Genomic DNA, 21,746 nt, shown 5'->3' with positions numbered 1-21,746 from the left:
TGCTAGGTGGTGACCGGCATTGCCGCCGGCTCCAGACTGACGTAGCGGTTCTCCGCCCGGAACATGTCCACCTCGACCCGCCAATTCTGCCCGGCCGCAGTCAGGTTCACCGTCGCGGGGGCGACCTGCTCGATGATCACCTCGAAACCGTGCTGGTGGGGCTCGGGCAGCGTGGCACCCGATGGGGCGACGGTGATCACGGTCGCCGGGCGCGGGGTGGGCGAGATCGCGGAATCCGTGAGTTCCGGGCCGCTGCCCTCGGCGGCGCCCGTGCCGCGCTTGGTGATCCGCGGGGCGTACTCGACGACACTGACCGTGGTGCGCGGCGTGGGCCGCGGCGTGCTGACGACACTGACGTGCGGCATTCGCACGCTCGCCCAGCGGGCCACGTCGCGGGTGTGCACACACACCTGCTCCCCGGCCGCGGCGGTACGGATCACGATCCGCTTGGCGATCGGATCGTCGGCGACCACCAGGACGCGCGCCAGCTCCCCCGCATCGGTGACCGGGATCATCAGGCGGTCGCCGTTGCTCAGCTTGCCCACCAGCACACCCGACGGGCCGATCTCGGTGACCAACTCGGCGGGCAGCGGGCTGCGACGCAGTCCGCGGAGGTGTGGTCGCGGACCGCACATGTTGGCCGCCGCCGCCGCGGCCTGCTCGCCGTTGAGGCGGCGCAACGTCACGCTGGGCGGGGTCGGCGCCTCCGTCGCGGTCAGCACGGTGATCGTCGCGGTACACGTCGCGTCCGGATACACGGTGACGTTCTGGATGACGTCGTCAGCGCGCAACGTCCACGCCAGTGCGAGACCTTGTGACGTGATAGCCGCGGCGGGATAGGCGTAGGTGGTCATCCAACCAGCCTGCCCGCGAATGGCTTTCCAGCGCTGGGAAACGCCGGCCACCGCGTCCGCGCCGAACCGAAGATCGAGCTCGAGCAAGTCGGTGGCGGTGGCCACCTTCGCCCGCAACCCTCGGCAGCGCAGCAGGGTCGCAACGCGCTGGGCGACCGAAACCGCGGCCGCACCAACCGTCGTGCGCCACCGCAGGGCCTCGGTGTTGTCGATCACCGGCAGGCGCATGATCAGCCACGTTTCGCGCCGGCCCGCATACGGCGGTGGGCCGATCTCCGAGTCGTACACCCGCGGGAAGTCGCCGGTGCCGGCGTGCCGCGAACCGAACGTGACGACGCTGAGCGACTCGAGCTGCAGGCCGAGCGCCTGGCGCAGCATCGGCACCACGTCGACGATGTCGATGACGTTGTCGGTCTCGACCCTCACCGAGCCGGTGACCCGCGTAGCCCGGTGCGCGCGGCCGAGCAGCTGCACGGCGACCACCGCGACACCGTCGTGCACCCGCACACCGCCTCCGGACCGGTTGTTGGCGACCGTGATCGGAGCCTCCCAGCTGATCGGCCGGCGGCCCCGCAGCCACAACACCGCCCACGACCACGCCGGCTGACCCCACCACCGCACGAACACCAGCGCGACACCCACGGCCGTCGCAATCACCGCGCCGAGGTGACCACCCAGCGCCCAACCCGCCAGCCCCAACAGGAAAATCACCCACACACCCATAACCCGCCGATTACTGCCCCGGCCGAACCCGGTCAGCACGGGTCTCACCGCGCCCTCCGCAGCCGCGCCGCGATCGCCATCATCAACACGCCCCCGGCCACGACACCGACGAAACCGATGGCGATGTCACGTGCCCGATGGTCCGGCGGCGGTGGCGGCGGCGCGGGCCTGATCACCCGGCTCTGTGCACCCGGCGGCAACCGGTCACCGGCGGGGATGTCGAAGGTCAACGCAGCGACCGGGTCCACCAGCCCATACCCGACCTTGTCGTCGACGCCTGCGGGCGGATTGTGCGCCGACTGCACCATCCTGGTGATCACCTGGTGCGCGCTCAATTCGGGGAACTTGGCCCGTACCAGAGCCGCGATTCCGCTGACGTAGGCCGCCGAAAAGCTGGTGCCCCAGAACGGCATGTTCTTCTCCCCCGGCCTGGCGGGCGGGTAGGCGTTGACCGGCCCGCCGCCCTGCGGTGACAGGCCCATGATGTGGGTGCCGGGCCCCGCCACCGCGACCCAGGGGCCCGACATGCTCTTGTCCAGGGCGGCGCCGCCGCCGTCGACGGCACCGACGGACAGCACGTAGTCGGAGAACCACGACGGCGAGGAGACGACCTCGACCTGATGCCAATCGCGCGGATCGGTCGGATCCAACGGGTCGTACAGGGGATTGTTGGCGCAGCCGGATTCCCCGACGTTGCCGGCAGCCGCGACGACCACCGCGTCCTTGACCGTCGCCGCGTACCACAGAGCCGCGCCCAGAGCCCGCTGGTCGGCGGAGGCCGCCGCGGGCAGGCATGAGGTCACCGAAATGTTGATCACCTTCGCGCCCATGTCCGCTGCGTGAACGACTGCCCGTGCCAACGTGTTCAGCGTTCCGGCCTTGACCCGCTCGTCAGAGTTCGGGTCGGCCGGCGGCGGGTGGACGGGCTCGAACGCCCGTGAGGACTGCCGGATCGAGATGACGACGGCGTGCGGGGCGACCCCGACCACTCCGTCGGGCGCGCCCGGCGGGGGCGGCGGCACCGTCGGTTCGTCGTCACTCTGCGGATCCGGTGGGCCGCTGGACGGCCCCATCGCGCCCGGCTCCTCCGGCGGTGGCGGCGGCGGTACGACCTGGGTGATCGTCACCGGCGGCGGTGGCGGTGGCGGTGGCGCCGCCGGGGGCGGGACCTCGACGGGCGGTGGCACCGCTCCGATCGCCGGCGGCGGCCCGGCCGGTGCCGATACCGCCGGCGCCGGCGGTATCGGCCGCGGCATCGGCAGAACTCCCTGGGGTGCGGCGCCGATGATCGAACCGACGATGGTGCCGTGCGCGTCGCAGTCCGAAAGCCCGTCCTCGCCCATGATGTAGTCACCGCCGGGCACGACGGGCAGCCGGGGGTTCGGGGTGATGCCGGTGTCGATGACTGCGACGGGCACGCCGTTGCCGGTGCTGTACTGCCACGCCTTCGCGATGTTGAGCAATGTGAATCCCGGCGCCAGCTGGGCGACGTCCGGGTTTCGCACGGTGATCGGCGACGAACAACTGTTGGCCCGGCGCATCGGTTGGTCGGGGCGGGGCGGCCCGTCGGCGGGGACCAGCGCAGGATCGACCATGGGTGGTGTAATAGCTTGTGCAGCTAGTGTATTGGAGGCGAGCGCGGTGAGCAGGACGACGCCGGTCACCGCGACCGCCCGCAGGCACCCCCGTCTCAGCGACCTCAGTGTCGAAGCCACGTGAACAGCCCCCCCAGGGCAGCCGCCGCCGGCAACAAGACGATGAGCGCCACTACCTCGGCCCATTCCACGGTCAGCCGGACGAGCGGCCTGAATCTCATTTCCGGCACCAACAGTGCTGCGGCCAAACCCGATCCGGCGAACACCGCGACCGCCACCGCGGGCCACAGCAACCCGGCTTCGGCGCTGCGCGCGGCCAGCGCGTACTTCACGGCGCCCGCACAGACCGCGGCACACGCGCCGCACACCAACGCGATGGCCTGATACTTGGCCGCAAACCCGCGGCCCTGGGTGAGGAAAATCCCGGCCACCAGTGCGGCCACCAGCACCGCCAGCCACGCCCACGGGCGCCCCGGCGTCAGCACTGCCCAGACCGCCGCCGGCAGCACGATCGAAACCCCCACGCACATACCGACTTGCACCGCATTGACCAGACGCGCAGAGGCGGCGATGGCGGTGCCGCGCGCGGTGATGTCGGTCAGTTCGTTGTCCTCGTCCTCGGTGTCGTCCTCGCTGACCGGGGACACGGTATCGACGGGCATCCCCTCGCGGCGCGCGAACAGATCCCTGCCGGTGATGGATCCGAAGTGGGGCGGGCGGACCCGAGCCACCCACAGCGCGATCAGCGGCGTCATCCTGACCAGGACGAGCAACCCGACCAGAACGCAGACGGCGAGCACCTGCACTGACGCCGACCGGAACATCCGCACGGCCGCGACGGCGGCGAGGATCCCGCAGATCGTCACCACCGCGGTGGCCACCGCGGTCTGCCCGCGCTGCCGGGTCAGCACGCCGATCGCGACGGCCCCCACCGTCATGCTGACGACCCCGATCAGCGCGTGGGCCGCCCCGAGCACGCCGGGAGGTGCGCAGGCACCGGCGGCCGCCAGCAGCACCACGGTCAGCCAGGCGAACCCGCCGAACAGGTCGCGGCGTTCCCGCCATCCCCGCCGGACCACCGTCGTCGCGACCAGCAGCAGCACACCGAACCCGCCGGCCACCGCCGCGGGAATCGCGGTGTCGGTGACGGTGCGCGCGCGCAGAGTCAGGCTCACCACCACGGCGACGGCCATGGCGAGGAGCGCGATCGCGGTGTGGGCGGCGGTCAGCGGCGTGACCGGCGCGAACATCCGGTCGCCACCGTCGCGGCCGAGCCAGGTGCCCACGGCCGCCAGGCCCGTGGACAGCGACTCGTACTGCGGCTCGAAAGACTCCCCGGCGGCCCTGGGCACCAACACAAGGGTGTCGCCGTCCTGGACACCCAACTCGTCGAGGCTCTTATTGATGTCGAGCCGAACACCGTTGACCTTGTGCAGCTCATAACTTCCCGGCGGCAGCGCGACGCCGTCGAAGCCTTTCCGTTTGAGCTCGGCGTCGAACAGCTCCACCATTCCCTCGAAGAATCCTTCGACCGGAATAGCGGCGGGAAAAACCTGGGAACACAGGTGTTTGTCGTAGGAAATGTCGACCGCGCAGCGCGCCGGGAAGGCGACCTTGTGCGGCCCAGTCACCGGGACGCCCGCTCAGCGTCGGGGACGTATTTATCCGCCAGCCCGGCGGTGATTTCGAACAGGCGGAGCCGTGATTTCTTTGTCAGCTCGTGGACCGTGTCGATGATCCCGCCTTTGGCCAGGTGCGGATCAAATGGCATCACTTCCACGATTGCGCCCACCTTGGTGAAGCGCTCCGTCAGGTAGGCCAGCGCGTCCTTGTCGGTGCCGGAACCGGTGTGGTTGAGGATGACCGTGCTGCGTGAGACCAACTCGTGATAACCCTGGGATCTGAGGTAGTCGACGGCGCGCAGCACCGGCCGGGAACGGTCCGCGGTGATGCCCGAGACGAACACCAGGGTGTCGGTGTTCTCCAGGACCGGTGTCATCACGTCGTGTTCCAGGTCGGGGGCGGTGTCGACGATCATCACGGTGTGTGTTCGCCGCAGCCGCGTCAGCGCGCCGGAGAACATGGCCGGCGCCAGCGGCCTGAGCTGATCCGATGTGCGATTTCCGGCAAGCACGTCCAGGCCGACCGCGTTTTGCCCCAGGTGTTCCCGGATATCCGCGTAGCCCTGGACGTCGGTATCGTTGATGATCGCCGCGTAGTCGCCGGGCGGCGCGTCGTCGATGCGGTCGGCCAGGGTTCCGAAACCAGGGTCGGCGTCGATCGCGATGACGTTCTGGGGCCTGCATTCCCGGAACACCCCGCCGATGCAGGCGGCCATGGTCGTGACCCCGACGCCCCCTTTGCCGGAGACGACGGTGATGACGTACTGGCGCCGGATGTGCCGCCGGATCCTGGTGCGCAAATCACGGTAGTGACGTTCGCTGGGCGATTCGCCGACGTTTATTTTGTGAAATGAGGCGCTGTAGATGAATTTTCGCCAACCCGAACCCGGGGGAATCTTGCGGGGAGCCGCCAGGTCGGAAATGCGCATCGTGTCGGATACGGAATCGTGAGCGTAGTTGGCCGCCGACGGATCCACCCGCCTGGGCGGGCCTTCATCCGAGATATTCGGATCATTCCACGGGCTCGTCACGATCGCGATGCTAACACGTTATGCGACAGCGTGTTTGCGCGATTACACAATTTTACGACGGTGAGCGGGGGGTCGATTTTTCGCCCATTCCTTGACATCAATTTCTGCACGGTTGCAGCCAGCCTGGTCACACGACGCGCCGATACGAATGCCATTCCTCGCCGGCGGGGAGTCGGCGGATGAGCCGCTGGACCGCTCCGCTGACGTCGGTGCGCGACCCGGGCGAGATCACCTGGTACCGACGCAGTCCCGACGTCACGTTCTCGACGCACAGGCGGCCCGCGGGAGTGTCGATGAGCGTCACCGCGGTGTCTCCGACGTGGATGCGCGCGTACCGCTCCGGTCCGACGCCGGTTTGCAGCGCCACGATGGACGCGTGCGCGGACTGCGCGGGGTCGGCGGCCACGGTGACGATCTGCACTTGGTCGACGTCGAGTCCCTGCCCGATCAGAAACGACCGCAGGCCGGCGGCGTCGCGCACCGACTCGAGCAGCTGCTCGGCATCCAGCGTCACCGGTCGTAGCGGCGCCGCCTCGGCGACGCCGCACAGCCTCTCGACCTGTCCCACCACCAGGTCGGCGGCTCCCCGTTCGTCGCCGGCGGCCCCGGCCGGGTAGAGACGCACGAGTTCGCCGTGGCGTTCCAGAACCACCCACCAGGTCGCGAATCGGCAGAGCGACGCACGCATCGGCTCCCGGCCCGCCACGGCGATGTGCACCAGCAGCGCCAGATCCCGACGCAGCAGCACGGTCAGCCACTCGCGGATCATGGAATCGATATCGCCGTGCTCGTCGAGTGCGCCGGCAGCCATCAGTTCGGCGGCCACGGGATGGCGAAGCGCGCGCTCGGCGGTGTCCAGCCTCGGCAGCAGTGGACGCAGACCCAGTTCGGGGCAGGTCTGCTCCACGCCGGCCACCGCCTGCAGTACCCATAAACCGTCGAGTGTCGTTGTCAGCATGCGTCTTTCGTTTTCACCAGCGAACACGACAACGACGGTGGGACACACGCGGTAGCCGTCTGCCCCACCGTCGCGTGAGTTATCGGTGGGATGTGGCCTCAGAACAGGCCGGCGATGGACTGGTCGGTGCTGATCGCACCGTCCAGCACGTGGGAGGTCGTCTGCCCGTGCTGGCGCACCGTGTCGATGAGCCCCTGCAGCCCCGACAACATCTGCGCCTGGGCCTCGAAAAACCCTGCCGCGCCGTGGCCGGCGAAGAATTCCTGCAGCGCATTCGTGCGGTTGGCGGTGTCGTCATAGATTGCCTGCAGCTGGCCGGCGCGGGCGCCGACATCGGAGGCGAAATCGGCGACGGCTCCCGGGTTGTAGGTGATCGGATTTGTCATGATGAACTCCTTTTTCGAAAAACCGGTGGGCAGAAATACGGGTCAGGATCCGGCTTGGCCGAACAGGGCGGTGAATGCGTGGGCGGAGTCCGCCTCGTGCGCTTCCATCAGGGCCGCCGCCTGCGTCAAGCCCTCGGCCAGGCGTGTCCCGCCGGTCAGCACCTTGTTGAGGTCGCCGGCGACCTCGGTGGCGGTCAGGTGGGAGGCGGTCACGGCGTCGCCGGACCAGGTCGCCGGATTCATGACGTTTTCCTGGTTGGCGACATAGCCTTGGGCGATCCCGATGGCGTGTTCCATATTCGCCTGAATGGCGTTTGACGTGTCGCGAAGCATGTGCGGCGTTACTTTGATGGTCACGGAAATCTCCTTCTGCGATTGGCCGCCCCCCTATGGCCTGGGGCGTGAAGCGGAGTGTATGGCGGCTGTTTGGACCTGTCGATTCACCCTTTCGCCGGGCCGGCTTCACGCTCGATCGTCGACAACCCGCACCGTCACGGGTTGTTCGGGCTTGTCCCGGGTAGCACGCCCGCCCCCGGCTGCGTGGCCGACCGGCATCCCGCCGACGGGGGTGCCGCCGGTTGTCGTCGTCTGCGGGCGCAGGGCTTCCGCGCCGAGCGCCCCGCTGGGCCGCAACCCCACCGGCCGACCGCTGCTGCCGGTGTCGAACGCGCTGACGGGCCGGGTGAAACTGCTCGCGGACATGCCCGCGCCGGTCAACGATGCGCTGCCGCCCGCACCGGCCGAAGCGCCGGCCTCCGCCGCCGAAAGTCCTCCGGTCGCCGACACCGCCGAGGCCACCGGCCCCGCACCGCTCATCCCCATCCCGGCGGGATTGGCGAACATGCCCGTCATCGACTGCAGTGGCTGCAGCGCGCTCATCGGAGCCTGCATCAGTTGCGCAGGGGCCTGCAGCGCCTGCGGGACCGCCCCCACCATCGACTGCACCGGCTCCATGAACGCACCGGCCTGACTCCCGAATTCCTGGCCTGCCGAGGCAGATTGGCCGACGCCGCCGGCACCCGTCGACACGCCCTGCAGCGCGGAGCGCAAACCGTCGCCGGCCGCGGTATCCGCCGCGGCCTGGCCGACCGCCGCCGCCGCCTGCGCCGGAGCCGCCGGCGAGGCCCCCATGGCTGCGACCGGGGGTGGGATCGCCAGGCTTTCGGCCAACGCGGCGAGGATCGCCCCGTAGGACGCGCCGATGGAGGAGTTGACCGGCCACATCACACCGAAATACTCGACGTCCAGCGAGATGATGCGCGGCGTGAGCGCCCCGAGGACCATCGGGTTGATGCCGTTGTCGACTCCCCATTCGTCCCGGTTGGCGATGCATTCGGGAGCCGGGCGCATCGCGACGGCGGCGGTCTCGTACGCGGTGACGGCGGCCGATACCACGGCCGGCTTCACATCGACCCACCCGGCGAGCCCGTGCAGCGACGCATTGAGCATGGTGGCCGTGGCCGCGGACTCCGCCGACCCGGCGCCGGTCCAGCTCGCCGACGTCACAGCGGTGTTGCTCGCCGATGCGACACCCGAAGCGTGGTGCGTGGCCGCCAAGGTTGTCCATGCAGTCTGGTTGGCCACGTGCGTGCCCACCCCGGTCCCGGCCTTGAGCAGCATGTCGTTGTCCTCGGGTGTGCGTGCGGCCCACCCCGGATCAGGCATGCGTTCTCCCCTCGCTACGTGCCCAGGGTCGCAGCGCGCGCCGCCTCGGTGGCGACGGCCACCCCCGAAGCCATGCTCTGCGCGCCGGAGAACAGGCCGCGCTGTGCCGCGTGCTCGGAAACCACACCCAGGTAGCCGGCGCCGCAGGAGTTGAGCGCGGCCGAGAACATCGCCGAGTCGGGGTCTGCACCCATCGGTGTCGTTCCGAGCAGCGCCGGCGCCGCCGCGGAAGCCGCCGCCTCGGTTTCCGCGCTGATCGCCGACTCGGCACCCGCCGACGCCAGCACGGCCTCCGGCTGGACGAAAAACGTCATGATTCCCTCCCGAATGGTCAAGCGCGAGAACATCCCCCTGGCTGGGCAGTGTAGTGCTGCTCGAGCGATCGCGTATTCACGAGTTAGCGGTATTCACGAGTGACCGGGCGACTCGGCCGCTACCCATCCGTCAAGCGAACGGCCTCGTCATCGTCGGCGGCGTCAACGCGCCTTCCCGGCTTTAGCAGATCCGCGACGTTATCACGCACAACTCCCGCGGGCACCCGGAATCGGGAATCCAGGTAGTGGGTCATTTTGAAGCCATGCGATTTCGGGCGTTACCCCAGGTCGGACGACATCTTCACGCTTGAGGGAACCAACGCCAGGTGAGCGGGCGCCCCTACGGTAGAAGGCCCTCCTCCCACGCCCACGCGAAGAAGGAATCGCCGTTATCAAAGGGCAGGTATAGACCTGTCTCTAGCAGGGCGTTGACAAACGCCACTGTCTGATCCCGGTCTCGATCGAACAATGACGTGTAAGCCTCAGTCACGATCCACATCGTGTCGATGGACTTAACTTTGAACCGATCTGCCTGAGCAACAGCTGCCCGGTCGTCGAGGACGGCAATCAACTCGCGGTGGTGTGCGCATGCGATAACCGCTGACTCGCCTAAATGTTGGAGCTGGCCACCACCGAGGGCGACCTTGACCCGGAACGCAGTCAAGTCCTCCTCCTCCGTCAAAACGGTGTGCGCCGCCCATACCGTCGTGGAGACGACGGGAATATCTGGGTATTTGCGCCTGTGGTGCTCGATTTCGGCGTTGACCTCTGAGGGAATGAGAACCACTCCGTGGGGAGCGAGTTTCTGAATCACCGAGCCATACCCGGCACGACACGTATGCATATACGTGCTGGTGTCCATCACCCACCGGGTGCCCTCAGTCACTTGTGGCCCGCGAGCGACCTTCGCAAATCGTCTAGTGAGCGAACTTGCCTCTCAGGCAGTTCCTCTCGGGCCACAGTGCCTCGCAGCAATTCAACCGTACGGGCCGCTGTAAGTTGACCGGATGTATAGCCCTCGATGCATGCCGCAGCGAAGGTGGGCGAAAGACAGGGACTCCTGGGCTCTCTCGCCCAAGACAACTTTAGGTGCACGTAGTCGCCGTTGCGGGGCTCCTGATTGAGAAGCGTCTCGCGCTCTCGCCAATCGATCAGATCGAGATTGCGCAGTTGACTCACGGCCGCTGACCAGCTGAGATGATAGGTCGCGCTCACCGCAAGTGCTCGGTCGCGGTTACTCCAATCACGGTGACTCAACCACACATTCGTCACACCTGAACGCGGCGCGAGGAAGTGAATTGCGAATGAGGAGAGCATCTTCTCGCACTCACTGCTGGCCATTGCGTCGTAGGCGTCACCGCAAAGCCAATGTCCCAATTCGTGAGCAAGCGTCATGCGACGCCGACCGGAATCGACATCGCCGTTTATCACAGCTACTCCGATGCTTTCCGCGTCGTCAGTGACCTCAACGCAACCGCCGTCTGGTCCGTTCGCTCCGAGAGGGGCGGCATAGGTATAGAGGCCGAGATGTTCACAAGCCTCTCCAAGGTTGAGGATCGACTCGTCTCGGATCCCGAGGCTGTCACGAGTAGCGGCGGCCAAACGCTCTGCCTGATCGTGGTCTTGCGGAGTCCTCGTATCTTGGTTGCGTTTCACCGGCGGCAGCAGACCCATCTCCAGCATCATGAGGGCATCCGAGGCGAACAATTCGATCTGATTATCGAGCGCTTGGGTCGTATCGTGCCGCGCGTCATCAGAGGCGCTGGCGAGGTCCCTTCTTCGATTCACGACCGCCGGAAGCGGATCGTTGACGAAGAAACCCAGCGGTCGATCCAACGCTTCAGCAATCGCGACCATCTCGGCCATCGTGAGCCTGCGTTCACCCTTTTCAGCCCGACTAATCGCAGTACGTTCAAGTCCCACCATCTCGCCGAGCTTGGCCTGGGTTAACTCCGCCTCGGTGCGTGCTTGGGCTACGCGGACTCCAATTGTCACGTGGTCCATATGTGTGATTTTCGCACATGGGCGGCGGAGGTGTCGACGTCTACGCCGTTTCACCCGGCTCACCAACGGCTTCTCCAAAAAGGTCGAGAACCTAGCCCACGCAGTGTCGCTGCACTACATGTACTACAACTTCGCACGCCCCCACGCCACACTCACCCAGGACAACGGCGGCAAGAAAACCACCCCCGCAGTGGCCGCAGGAGTTGAAGACCACGTGTGGACCTATCGCGACATCGCCGTCCTGCTCGACGGGCCAAACTGACCCACTACCGGAATCCACGGGAGACGTCAGCGCTCGCCCGGATCCTCGAACAGGGTGCAATAGCCCTGCCGACCTGCGGATTTGAATTGCCGGTAGACCGTGAATCCGATGTGGCCGTCCCGAATACACGCAAGGAACCGCGCCGGGCCATCGATGAGGTCGTCGTACTGTTGTTGGAGCACCGCGAGCCGCGAACCGTTCAGTACCGGGTCTGGCGTGTGCACCATGCGCAGAGTGAGCACCGAGAGCCGGCCGATGATCATCGCGGGGGTCTCGGTATGCAGCGGTGCGCTTCGGACCGGGTCGAGCCGCTCGAGCAGCGTGCCGTCGAGGTTCTCGACGGCGCCGTTGCGGCGGGCGTTGAGATCGTCGATGGCGCGTTTCCCGCAGGCCACCTCAGTGTCGCCGACGCCGGGGCGGCGGACGGCGTCTTCGTGATGCCACAGGTCGAAGTTCAGCGCGTGCAGATGCAGCGCCCGCGCCGGACTCGGTCGTTCGTGCCGGCGGCGTCGGGCGGTGTGCGATGCCACTCCAGCGCGGCCTCGTGAAACCGACGTGCCGCGTGCAGCAATTCGGTGGCGGTCGAATCCCGGGGCCGCGGCAGCGGCGCCGGTGGAAGCGGTTCAGTCATAACCGAAGTGGCACGCCAGGGCGTCCACCTGGGCCCAGGCCGGATCGTAGGCGTCGATTCGGTCGCGCGCCGGGACCACCCGGCGCAACGGGCGCAGGTTGCCCGCTTTCCACGGCAGCACGGCGCCGTCCCGGAAAAACTGGCTGTCACCGACCGGCTCCGGGGGGCAGATGCGCGATCCCGGCGGCGGTGCCGGAAAAAGTCAGGCCCCAGCGGCCCAGCGCGGCATCCGGTGTCGCTGCCGGCTGGGCCACAAAATCCTCATAGCGCGCCACCGCGGGTGCAGCGTCGCCGGACATCAGCGGCGGCAGGAAACGGTGCAGCAGCGCCAGCGCCTCGGCCACGGTGTCCTTGATCCAAAAATCCAGTGACCTGCGGTGGGCGGGTTCCTATGCAGGAGAACCGAGTTGACGATCTCACGGGGGTCACGCAAGGCGAACAGGACTGCGGCGTCGGGAACATGCCCGTGAGCATGTGCAACCGTGCGGCATACCAAGGGTTCTTCTCGCCCCAGATGGTGCAGGGGCGGGCGATCTCGTTCATGAGAACATGCAGGGCGGCGTGCGGGTCGGCGGTCTTCTCTGCGCAGCGCCGGTAAGTCTCGTAGAGACCGCGATCACGCAGGAACGCCTCGAGCCCGCCGGTCACCGGCCCCCCGCTCCGGACGGCCCCGATCGGGTCGATCTCGTCGAAGAGCTTGATCTGGTCGTGGCAGTTAAGGAACTGGGTGACAATAGTCGTCCCGAATCGCAGTGCCTCGACGGCGAAAAACTGCACTCCAGTCCCGCTCTCACCCGTGGGCCGCCATCACTAACCCCTCCTCCTGCGCTTCGGCCACCGGCGGGACCCCATTGCCCACCACCTCGCGGCCCCGCCCTCATGCGAGCGCGCCGGCTAGACAACCCGTACCGGCGCCACGCCTAACCCGGCCAGACCCCCGCGCCGTGGGGAAAATTTCCGGGCCGGCCACCGGCGTCGGCGAGATCAGCCCGTCAGACCCTGCTCGGCGCCAAGATCTTCCACCGCGCCCAGCACAGCACGTCTACCACCGTGATACCGCTCATGGACCGGCGATCGATGTTGCGGTGCGGCCCGAACCGGAACCCCCACGTCATCGATCGTGTCAGCCCGAACAACGCGACCCCGGGGACCGGCGCCAGATCGGCGGCGTGCAGCATGCACGAATCGATTCCCAAAAACAGGTCCGCCTCGGCCACCAGACCCATCGACAGATCCAGCGGCAGCCCGAGGTGGGGGATGACGCGGTCACGCTCGTACCCGACATTGAGCTCCTCGTGTCCCATCCCCACAACCCAGGCGACGAAGTCGTCGTGGCGCGCCAGAAACCGGTCGAGCACGTCGATGAATCAGGTGATCGGCCAACGCTTCTCGAACCAATCGGTATCGGCGTGCACGACGAGCACCTTGACTCCGGCGGGCAGCCCGGGCCGCATCGCGCGGGCTTGCTGCTGCACGGGGGACGGGATGGGAACCGGCTGGGAGTAGGTGTCGGCGCCCGGGCCGCGGGATCGAACAGCTGCGCCAGCTTGAACCACAGGTCGATCGAGTGGCACGCCTCCTTAGCGACGACGACGTCGTAGTCCTCGTTGTCGTTCGTGAAGCCGATTCTGGTCGCGGGAGCAACCCGGCGCCGCAGCGCCTGCCCGGTCTCCGACTGCCAGCGCAACACCGCGGTGTCGATGAACAGGTCAACGGGATCGATCCGGGCTGCCAGCGCGTCGACGTTCGGCGGTCGATGCGACGGCACGCCGTCGGTGAGGAATCCCGGGATCTTCACATGGCGAGCACTCACCTGCCGAAAACACAAGTCGAAGGCCACCTTCGGGCAGATCACCGTGATCGGGGCGGTGAACATCTGGCCCAGCGCCCGCAGCGTCGGCAGCGCCATGGTCGAGTCGCCGATTTTGGCGTCGAAATACACCGCGGGACTGCGGGCCTGGAGCAAACCGCGAAGCGCGGCGTCCGGGCTCACTGGGGCGCGACAGCCGTCGACGGCATCCCGACCAGGACGCCCTCGACATCCCCGTCCGCGCGCAACAGCAGGCCCCGCCCGGGCGGCAGCGCCTGGGCACGCACGACACGGCTGATCCGGTTCTGTGGGTCGTTGTCCATGTACAGCTGACCCACCTTCGCCGAGTTCTGGAACCGCATCCACGGATCCATCTGCAGCGTCGCCCAGTTCGAGCTGTTCCGGGTCGTGAACACGTGCAAGCCGATCTGACGGGCCCGTTCGATCAGCTTCCACAGCGCCGCCCCCACCGGCGGTTTGGGCGGGTAGCTCTGATCCGGCCGCAGATCCTGCACGTCGTCGACGAGCACGAAGTGCCTTGGGCCTTCCCACGGCTTGAGGGACCGTAACTCCTCCTGGCTCAACCCTTTCGGCGGCAACCGGGGCAACAGCACCTGCTGGGCGAGCTCGGTGATGACCTCGTCGATCTCGTCCTGGTCGTAGGCGTACGCGCGCACATACCCCGGGCCGTGCAGGTCCCGCAGGCCGCGTGGCGCGGTCTTGGGGTCGATGAGCGTCAGTTGGGCCTCGTCGGGGCCGAACCGGCTCATGATGGCCTCACCGATGGCCACCAGCGCCGTCGTCTTCCCGCAGCCTTGCCTGCCCAGGATCATCAGGCCGGGGCTTTCCCGCAGTGTCAGCGGGACCGGGCCCAGGTCGTGGCGCTCGCCGATGGCGAAGGCGATCGACAGGTCGTCACCGCTGGGGTGGGCGGCTTCGTGCTCGAGGATCGCCCGCAATTCCACCCGTTGCGGCAGGCGTTGCAGCGTCGCGTGCTTGGTCACACCGGCGACCTCAGCGATGCGGCCGCCGACCTCGGTGATGCCGACCAGCGCCCCGCTGGCCGGGTCCGCGAGGGCCGGCACACCGACGCGCAATTCGTGCAAGCTGTCGCTCAGACCGAAGCCGGGCCGGTTCAAGGTGCGCCGCGCCGCTTCCCGCGACTCGATCGACGAATGCCCCATCTGGCTCTCGCTGGGGTCGGCCAACCGCAATTGGATTCGAGCGGTGGCGTTTTGCAGCAGGCTCTGACGCTGCCCGTGGATCCAGCCGCCGGCGCTGCAGATCACGTGCACACCGTATTCGGGGCCCCGGCTGCTCAGTGAGATGATGCGGTCGCCTATCAGGGTGTCCTTGGAGTACAGGTCGTCGTAGTCGTCGAGAACCACGAACACGTCGCCGAAAGGGTCGGTGGGGTCGGTGCCGCCCAGGCCGTCGCTGCCGGGACCGAACCGGCGCTCACGGAAGCCGTCGAGGTTGATCTTGAGTTGGCGAAACGAGTCCTCGCGCGCGTCGATCAGCGCGGCCATGCTGCTCAGGATCCGCTCGATGCCCTCGTTGTCCTTCGGGGACACGATGTCGGTGACGTGCGGCAGCGACGCCACCTGTGCCAGGGTGGCCCCGCCGATGCAGAAGAACGTCACCCGCGCCGGGCTGTACATCGTTGCGGCCGAACACATCAGCGTCATCAAGGTGGTGGTCTTGCCGCACTGCTTGGCCCCGACCACGACGATGTTGCTGCGCAGCGCGTCGAGCGCGTAGACCACCTGGCGGGACTCCTCGGGGATGTCCATCACGCCCACCGGGAACATCAGCCCGGGGTTGCGGCCGTAGTCGACGTGCCAGGGCTTGCCCCGGTAACCCGCCACCAGCACGTCGAGGGGCTCGGGGTCCTCCAGCGGTTCGAGCCATGGGTGGCGCGGCGCGCGGTGCGGCACGGCGCGCAGCGACCCGCGCAGCACGTCCACGACCTTCTTTTTCTTGAAACCGTCTTCGTGGTAGAGGAATTCGTCGGGTTCGGCATCGACCACGGCCGCCGCCTCCAGCGCTGCCGCATCGGCCACGTCCAGGGGCTGATACTGCCAGTTGTACAGCCTCGGCTTGGTCAGCGTCATGTCGACGGTGGTGGCCGCCGGTGCCGTCTTGGGTACCACGAACGGCGCCGAGAGGTAGAAGCAGCGGAACGGCTCCAGGTCGCGCGGCCCCACCTTCAGCAGCGCGAAACCGTTCTCCTTCGACGGCAGGTGATAGGCGGCGTCCGAGCCGATCACCTCGCGGCTGTCATCACCGGACTCGGCGCGCAGCGCGATGCGGAACGCGATGTTGGACTTGACTTTCTGCAGCGACGACAGATCGAGGCGCTGCCCGCCCAGCATGAAGAAGACGTTGGCGCCGCGGCCTTCCTGCCCGATGTGGATGATCAGGTTGATCCACTTGTCGTGGTTGGCGAACAATTCCAGGTATTCGTCGACGATGACCAGCAGCACCGGCACCGGCGGCAGGTCGCGCCCGGCGAGCCGGATCTCTTCGTAGTCATTGGCGTCGCGTGCACCCACTGATGTGAACAGCTCATAGCGCTGCTTGATCTCGCCGTCGATGACGCGGCGCATCCGTTCGGCGAGGTGCCGCTCGTCCTTACCGAGGTTCGACAGTGCGGCCACCACATGCGGGATGCCCAGGATGTCCTGTGCCGCGGATTCGAATTTCATGTCGACGAAGATGACATTGAACGCCTCGGGGGAATGCGTCAGCGCGATCCCGTACACCAGTGACAAGAAGAACTCCGACTTACCCGAGCCGCTGGTTCCGATCACCACGGAGTGAAACCCGAAGCCGCCGAAGTCTTTTGCCCGCAAGATGATGTTCTGCAACTCGCCGTTCGGTTTGGCCCCGACGGGGATTTCGCACCACCGCTCGTCGCCGCGCCCGCGCCGCTCGACCCACAACCGGTCGACGTCGAGTTCACGGGGGTCGCCGATGCCGAGCGCCCGCAGCAACTCGGCGGCTCCGCTGGCGGAGTCGGCGGCGTCGGCGCTGCTGGTCGGCGACCATCGCGCCATCGCCCGCGCATAGCGGTAGGCCCGGTGTAGGGACAGCTGGTCGGCGTGCGCGAAGAACTTGCCCCGTAACCGCACCAGCGGCGCGGGCTGTTCGTCGTCGTCGATGTGCGCGCCGTTGCCGGCGGATTTCGCCTGCCCGCGCACCGACGTGGTCGGCGTGCGGTTCCGCTCACGCATCTCGAAGACCTGGTCTTCGGCGAATCCCACTCCGGTGCCCAACCGGGATGCGATGCGCAGCAAGGTGATGCCGGCTTTGCCGACCTGGCCGACCACACTCTCCCACGCATCGGGGCTGCCGGTGTTGTCGTCGACGATCACCAGGTGCGGTCCCAAGTCCACCGCGGCGTTGCCTTGTCCGGTTTCCAGCGCCGAGCCCATCGCGGTGGGGCTCGCCGCCACCGGCGGGGTCCACGCGCCCCGCTTTCCCTTCCTGTGCAGCTCGGCGCCCAGCGCCTCTTCCAGCTCCTCCGGGGTGGCGAATACCAGCCGCCGCCAACCGCATGCGTCGAACAGCTCGTCGTGCAGGTTGTGCGGCAGCCACACCATCCAGGACCACACGTCCGGGCTGCGGGTCACCACCATCAGTTTCACGTCGCGGGGATTGTGAAACACCGCCAGCGAGCACACCACGGAGCGCATCAGCGAGCGCAGCCGGTCCAGATCCTCACCCACGAAGCTGAAACCCGGCGCCGAACGCAGGTTGACGACCTTGGCGATATCGCGAATCTTGCGCTGCTCCAAGATGAAATCGCGCAGCGCCTGCCCGGTGACGGGTTCGAGTTCCTCATCAGAAGAGATGTCGGGCCAGGTCACCGACAACACCGAGTCCGGGGCGTGCTGCACCCCGGTGCCCAGCCGCACCTCCAGGAAGTCTGCGTCCCCGCGACCGCGTTCCCACATCCGCGGACCGCCGATGATCGCCCCCAGCCCCTGCGGGTCGGAGTGCACAGCATGCTGCCATTCGCGCTGCGCACACACCGCGGTCTGGATCTCGTCCCGGTTGCCGTCGAGGTCGCGCAAGTAGCGGCGGCGCCCGCGCTCCATTTCGCCCCAGGTGATCTTGCGCGCACGCCCGAACCGCCCGGAAAAGGCCAGCATGCTGAACGCGCCGATGCCCATCAGCGGAAAGAAGCCCGTGGTCACACTGCGCACACCCGAGACGTAGAGCATGACCACCGTGCCGATCAGCGCCACGATCAGCGCCGGCACGCCGATCATCACCCAGATGTTGCGCGGTTCGCGTTCGGCAAGCGCGATCGGCGCACTCGGCGCCACCCGGACCGGTTTCGGCGGCTCGATCCTGAGCCGGTTGATCGCAAAAGCCCTCTTCGACATGTCTAGCCTCCGGCTCTCGCTGTTGTTGTCACCACGGCCACCTTCCCGAGTGCGGGCACGGTGTCGCGGGCCACCAGTGCCGCCTGCTGCGACAGGGCCGGTCCCGCGGCGAAGGTCCGCAGCAGCGGCCACGGCGCCTGGACCGCCGCGGCCGGGTCCAATCCCAGCGCGCGCAATGACGCGTCGTCGGCGACGATCCCGAACCGCACCCCGTTGGGGGAAATCCAGAACAACGATTCGCGGGAGTCCGAAGTGATCACGCCGCTGGTCGACGCCACGAAATTCACCGCCCCGGGTAACACCAGTACCTGCTCGGCCACCACCGAGGCCGGGCCGCGGTCATCACGGACCAGGTGCACGATCCGCTCGTCCATGGACGCGAGCACCGGAAGGCCGCGCCCGTTGTAGACGGCCACCCGGGCCTGCGGATCCGTCGAAGCCTTCTCCCAGCCCACACAGGTGGTCGGATTCGCCGCGGAGTCAACGAAATTCAGCCGCCCACTCGGGAAATAGTCCACGGGTAGGGAGTTGACTTCGGGCGTGCTGACAAGCACGTCGGGGGGCACCGTTCGCGGCGTCGTCGACCCGTAGGAATTGGCGCTGCGCAGCAGATCGGCCACAAAGCTGGTGATCTTCTGCATCCCGTCGGGCAACAGGACGTAGAACTGGCTTGTGCCGCGAGAGGTTTGGGATTGCAGCACCGCGCCGACCCGGGAACCCGCCACCCATTTCGACGGCGCGCCCGCCTCGGGGATCGGTGGCACGGTCAGCGGCTCGGTCGCCGGCAGCGCGTCGAACAGCGCCCGTGAGATCTCGACGGGGGACGTGACGCCGGGGTCGAGTCCCAGGCTCAAGGTGACTGCCCGGTTGGCTGGGTCGATCCGCGAGCGCTTGCCGTCCCAGATCACGTAGGCGCTGTGCTGGAAGGTGACCAGCAGGCCCGCGTCGCCGCGCAGCGGTGCCGCGCGGCCACCCCCGTTGAGCCGGCCCGCGATCGAGGTCACCACCGGCTTGTCTCCGCTACGCGGGCGGCCCGCGTTATCGCACACGGTCCACGCCGAGACCGTGCCCCGGTTCACCGGCATGGCCGCCGGCGCTCCCGGGATGCCGATCATCGGTCCCGCCGGATACTTTGCGATCTCGGCGGGCTTGACCCAGGTCGGCTGGGCCGCCGAGCCGGTCGCCAGCCGCGCCGAGGTCAGGTTCAGCGCCGGATACAGCCGACCGTCGATGCGGGCGTAGATCGCACCCGAATCGCGGTCGCCGATGATCGTCGAATCCCCCACCGCACCTGTCGGTTTGAGCACATTCAGCAGAACCATCCAGCCCCCCGCGATGGCCACCAGCACCATCGACAACGCCAGTGCGGCGGTCTGCTTGCGGTCGTCGTGCTTCATCCGCACCGAGAAGCGCGTCGTGGCGGCCCGCAACCGCCGGTTGTAGAAGAGGTGGCCGGAATTCTGGTCGCGATTGGACAAGCTCAGTGGCATCAGTACCCCCGGGGAGATCGGCGCGGATCGGCCTGCTGGATCCGATCGGCCAGATTTGACGCGTCGGCCGCCACCCCGTAGCGGGCCCGGGCATAGTTGATGAACGCGCACGCCTGCGCTACCAGATCGTGAATGTCGCCAGAGGTTCCGGGTTCGTGGTACGCGGCGAAGGTCGGCGCGACGAACTGCCAGGCTCCCCGGCTCGGAGTGACCCTCGCCGCGTTGGCATCCCAGTTGTTCACCGCGCCCGCGTTGTAGCCGGACTCGCGCCGGGCGGCCAAATCCATGCCGCGCCGCCAGCGGGCACGGGCCGCGGGATCGTGAATGCCCTTGATATCCAGCGCTTTACCGATGGCGGTCTGCACGTAGGCGCGACCGCTGGCGTGGTGGCTTCTCTGCTGTAGCCGGTAGCCCAGGCGGCGCAGCCGATGCGCGAACAGCCGTGATCGCTGACGTGATCGAGTGATGTGTCGGTGCTGCGCCCGAAGCCGCGCCGCCATTCGGGTAACCGCCTCTCGTCGGCCCAGCGGGGTGTCGGCGCCGAGCGCCGCGTCGGATCTGGCGGAGGAAAGGATTCGTCGTGTCGCCGCCCTGGTGTGGGCGTGTTCGGCCCGCGCCGCCCCCATGATCCGTGTCAGTGCCTCGTCGGCTTCGGCCAGATCGTGCAACCTGCCCGTGGACCTGGTCGACCGGCCTGCGGCCGCCGGGATCTCGTGCGCCGCTGACATCGCGTCGGTACGGGAACGGATTTGCGCGGGAACGTCACCGACGTCGCCTCCGGTGGCGTCGCCGGCGAACAAGGAATGGCCGCGGCTCAACGCCGCGACGGCCTCGGTGACACCAGGATCGGTCAACGCCTTTCCCGTTCACACCGTGCTGTCGCCGCGTCAGCACGCACCGTATCCATACCGGACAACTCCCACATTTTCCCGTCGGCGCCGTCGCCGCCTGCTCACTCCTTCGCCGCGTCCTCACTCGGCATGATCACGATGCGCCGATTCGGCCTATTGGTCACCACGGTCGGTTTATCCTCACCGGGCTTGGCGACGGGCGCGCTCGGCGGCGGTACCGTGAGGCGGCCCTTGACCGGCTGGCCGTTGGGCACCCCAGGTGCCGAAACCCGCTTTTCGCCGGGCTTGTCTTTTGCGTTCTCGCCGCTGGCGCCCACGGCACCCGGCATCATCGGCATACCGGTCATCCCCGCTGGCCCCCTGGCCGCGGTAGCGCCCTCGCTCGGTGGCGGCGCGACCGGTCTCGCCGGCGCCCCCGCGGGGGTTGTCGGCGGCGACGATCCCGGCACCGGCGGGGCACCCAGCGATGCGGCCGGTGTGGTTCCATCGCCGATTCCACCGCCGCCGGCGCCGGCCTCCGGGTCGACACCGAGGCCGTCGACCAGTTCCGCGGGGTCCCCGGCTTCCAGCGCCCCGACACCGTGGGACGCCTGCTGGACCGCGCTCATCAGTGGTTGCATCGCGCTTTGGCTGGCCTGCATGGCCTGTTGCGGGATCTGCGTCAACGCGCCCATGATGCCTCCGAGGGCACCGGTGAGCGCACCGGTCAGACTCGACGCCATCTGCTCAACCATTTGCATGCCCTGCTGGCCACCGGCCTGCGCGCCGACCGCTTGCATCTGCTGCGCCGAGTCAGCTTCGTTGGCCGGGAACTTGGCCAAAGCATCGGTCAGGTGCGCCCGGCGGTCCGCGTCCGCCTCGGCACTGGACGCGACGTCACCGGGCACCCCGACGTTGCTCGCGGCAACCAGAGCGCCGGATGCCGCATCGGCGGGTGATGTTCCGGGCGGGGGCGCCGGGGTCGGCGCGACCGGCGGCGGCAACGGTACTCCGTAGAGAGCCTGCGACAACGTATCCGGCGTCACCTTGATCGTGGTGCCGGGCGGCCCGAGGGCTCCGGGTGCGGGGACCGGTGCAGGATCGTCTCCGGTCACGTCGTCACCTCATTCCTCACGCTTGGAGCCGTCGGTCCGCCTCATGTGTAGTCGCACGTCTC

General features: G+C 67.9%; 19 protein-coding genes and 2 pseudogenes. 1 reads left to right on the top strand and 20 read right to left on the bottom strand.

The window, feature by feature from the left end:
- Positions 1 to 2 precede the first annotated feature (2 nt).
- The 11 genes and pseudogenes from eccE to ACOJVU_RS01745 form a co-directional block, all read right to left on the bottom strand.
- The gene (gene eccE, locus ACOJVU_RS01795; protein ID WP_421528210.1) at positions 3 to 1,577 is read right to left on the bottom strand and encodes a type VII secretion protein EccE; all 1,575 of its coding nucleotides are present in this window, start codon (positions 1,575 to 1,577) and stop codon (positions 3 to 5) included.
- A gap of 44 nt (positions 1,578 to 1,621) precedes the next feature.
- Positions 1,622 to 3,256, bottom strand: a complete 1,635-nt coding sequence (mycP, locus tag ACOJVU_RS01790; RefSeq protein ID WP_421528209.1) for a type VII secretion-associated serine protease mycosin — start codon at positions 3,254 to 3,256, stop codon at positions 1,622 to 1,624.
- Between the two features lie 20 nt (positions 3,257 to 3,276).
- Positions 3,277 to 4,803, bottom strand: a complete 1,527-nt coding sequence (gene eccD, locus ACOJVU_RS01785) for a type VII secretion integral membrane protein EccD (protein WP_421528201.1) — start codon at positions 4,801 to 4,803, stop codon at positions 3,277 to 3,279.
- On the bottom strand, positions 4,800 to 5,825 hold the full coding sequence (locus tag ACOJVU_RS01780) for a MinD/ParA family ATP-binding protein (RefSeq protein WP_421528200.1): 1,026 nt from the start codon (positions 5,823 to 5,825) through the stop codon (positions 4,800 to 4,802). Before ACOJVU_RS01780 ends, eccD begins: the two co-directional genes overlap by 4 nt.
- 127 nt (positions 5,826 to 5,952) lie before the next feature.
- Positions 5,953 to 6,783: an ESX secretion-associated protein EspG gene (locus ACOJVU_RS01775; RefSeq protein WP_421528199.1), complete on the bottom strand. Its 831-nt coding sequence runs from the start codon at positions 6,781 to 6,783 to the stop codon at positions 5,953 to 5,955.
- Positions 6,784 to 6,881: 98 nt separating this feature from the next.
- Positions 6,882 to 7,169: a WXG100 family type VII secretion target gene (locus ACOJVU_RS01770; protein ID WP_144956457.1), complete on the bottom strand. Its 288-nt coding sequence runs from the start codon at positions 7,167 to 7,169 to the stop codon at positions 6,882 to 6,884.
- A 42-nt stretch (positions 7,170 to 7,211) separates the two neighbouring features.
- A complete protein-coding gene (locus ACOJVU_RS01765) occupies positions 7,212 to 7,532 on the bottom strand; it encodes a WXG100 family type VII secretion target (RefSeq protein WP_421528208.1) in 321 nt (106 codons plus the stop codon).
- A 99-nt stretch (positions 7,533 to 7,631) separates the two neighbouring features.
- Positions 7,632 to 8,834: a PPE family protein gene (locus tag ACOJVU_RS01760; RefSeq protein WP_421528198.1), complete on the bottom strand. Its 1,203-nt coding sequence runs from the start codon at positions 8,832 to 8,834 to the stop codon at positions 7,632 to 7,634.
- 83 nt (positions 8,835 to 8,917) lie between these two features.
- A pseudogene (locus ACOJVU_RS01755) lies at positions 8,918 to 9,148 on the bottom strand (PE domain-containing protein); the annotation flags it as partial.
- A 340-nt stretch (positions 9,149 to 9,488) separates the two neighbouring features.
- Complete coding sequence (locus tag ACOJVU_RS01750) at positions 9,489 to 9,962, bottom strand: hypothetical protein (protein WP_421528197.1); 474 nt, start codon at positions 9,960 to 9,962, stop codon at positions 9,489 to 9,491.
- 68 nt (positions 9,963 to 10,030) lie between these two features.
- Positions 10,031 to 11,152 (bottom strand): helix-turn-helix domain-containing protein, encoded by a 1,122-nt coding sequence (locus ACOJVU_RS01745; protein WP_421528196.1) that lies wholly within the window; start codon positions 11,150 to 11,152, stop codon positions 10,031 to 10,033.
- Positions 11,153 to 11,192: 40 nt separating this feature from the next.
- On the opposite strand from ACOJVU_RS01745, the pseudogene ACOJVU_RS01740 reads away from it, so the two are divergent.
- Positions 11,193 to 11,414: pseudogene (locus ACOJVU_RS01740) on the top strand (hypothetical protein); the annotation flags it as partial.
- 26 nt (positions 11,415 to 11,440) lie between these two features.
- On the opposite strand, the gene ACOJVU_RS01735 reads toward ACOJVU_RS01740, so the two are convergent.
- From ACOJVU_RS01735 to ACOJVU_RS01695, 9 genes are all read right to left on the bottom strand, one after another.
- Positions 11,441 to 11,944 carry a DUF4254 domain-containing protein gene (locus tag ACOJVU_RS01735; RefSeq protein ID WP_421528195.1) on the bottom strand — a complete coding sequence of 168 codons (504 nt, stop codon included), beginning with the start codon at positions 11,942 to 11,944 and terminating at the stop codon, positions 11,441 to 11,443.
- Positions 11,945 to 12,037: 93 nt separating this feature from the next.
- On the bottom strand, positions 12,038 to 12,166 hold the full coding sequence (locus ACOJVU_RS01730) for a hypothetical protein (protein ID WP_421528194.1): 129 nt from the start codon (positions 12,164 to 12,166) through the stop codon (positions 12,038 to 12,040).
- Between the two features lie 25 nt (positions 12,167 to 12,191).
- On the bottom strand, positions 12,192 to 12,389 hold the full coding sequence (locus ACOJVU_RS01725) for a hypothetical protein (RefSeq protein WP_421528193.1): 198 nt from the start codon (positions 12,387 to 12,389) through the stop codon (positions 12,192 to 12,194).
- 648 nt (positions 12,390 to 13,037) lie between these two features.
- Positions 13,038 to 13,403, bottom strand: coding sequence for a hypothetical protein (locus ACOJVU_RS01720; protein WP_421528192.1), 366 nt, complete (start codon positions 13,401 to 13,403; stop codon positions 13,038 to 13,040).
- A gap of 9 nt (positions 13,404 to 13,412) precedes the next feature.
- On the bottom strand, positions 13,413 to 13,601 hold the full coding sequence (locus ACOJVU_RS01715; protein WP_421528191.1) for a hypothetical protein: 189 nt from the start codon (positions 13,599 to 13,601) through the stop codon (positions 13,413 to 13,415).
- 433 nt (positions 13,602 to 14,034) lie between these two features.
- Positions 14,035 to 18,249 carry a type VII secretion protein EccCa gene (gene eccCa / locus ACOJVU_RS01710; RefSeq protein WP_421528190.1) on the bottom strand — a complete coding sequence of 1,405 codons (4,215 nt, stop codon included), beginning with the start codon at positions 18,247 to 18,249 and terminating at the stop codon, positions 14,035 to 14,037.
- A 2-nt stretch (positions 18,250 to 18,251) separates the two neighbouring features.
- The gene (eccB, locus tag ACOJVU_RS01705; RefSeq protein ID WP_421528189.1) at positions 18,252 to 19,739 is read right to left on the bottom strand and encodes a type VII secretion protein EccB; all 1,488 of its coding nucleotides are present in this window, start codon (positions 19,737 to 19,739) and stop codon (positions 18,252 to 18,254) included.
- Complete coding sequence (locus tag ACOJVU_RS01700) at positions 19,739 to 20,593, bottom strand: transglycosylase (RefSeq protein WP_421528188.1); 855 nt, start codon at positions 20,591 to 20,593, stop codon at positions 19,739 to 19,741. The genes eccB and ACOJVU_RS01700 overlap by 1 nt, the downstream gene beginning before the upstream one ends.
- A gap of 98 nt (positions 20,594 to 20,691) precedes the next feature.
- Complete coding sequence (locus ACOJVU_RS01695) at positions 20,692 to 21,684, bottom strand: hypothetical protein (RefSeq protein WP_421528187.1); 993 nt, start codon at positions 21,682 to 21,684, stop codon at positions 20,692 to 20,694.
- Between the last annotated feature and the right edge of the window lie 62 nt (positions 21,685 to 21,746).

This window comes from Mycobacterium sp. THU-M104 (assembly GCF_049197365.1).
Lineage (GTDB): Bacteria > Actinomycetota > Actinomycetes > Mycobacteriales > Mycobacteriaceae > Mycobacterium.
This window is presented reverse-complemented; position numbering and strand designations above follow the sequence as displayed.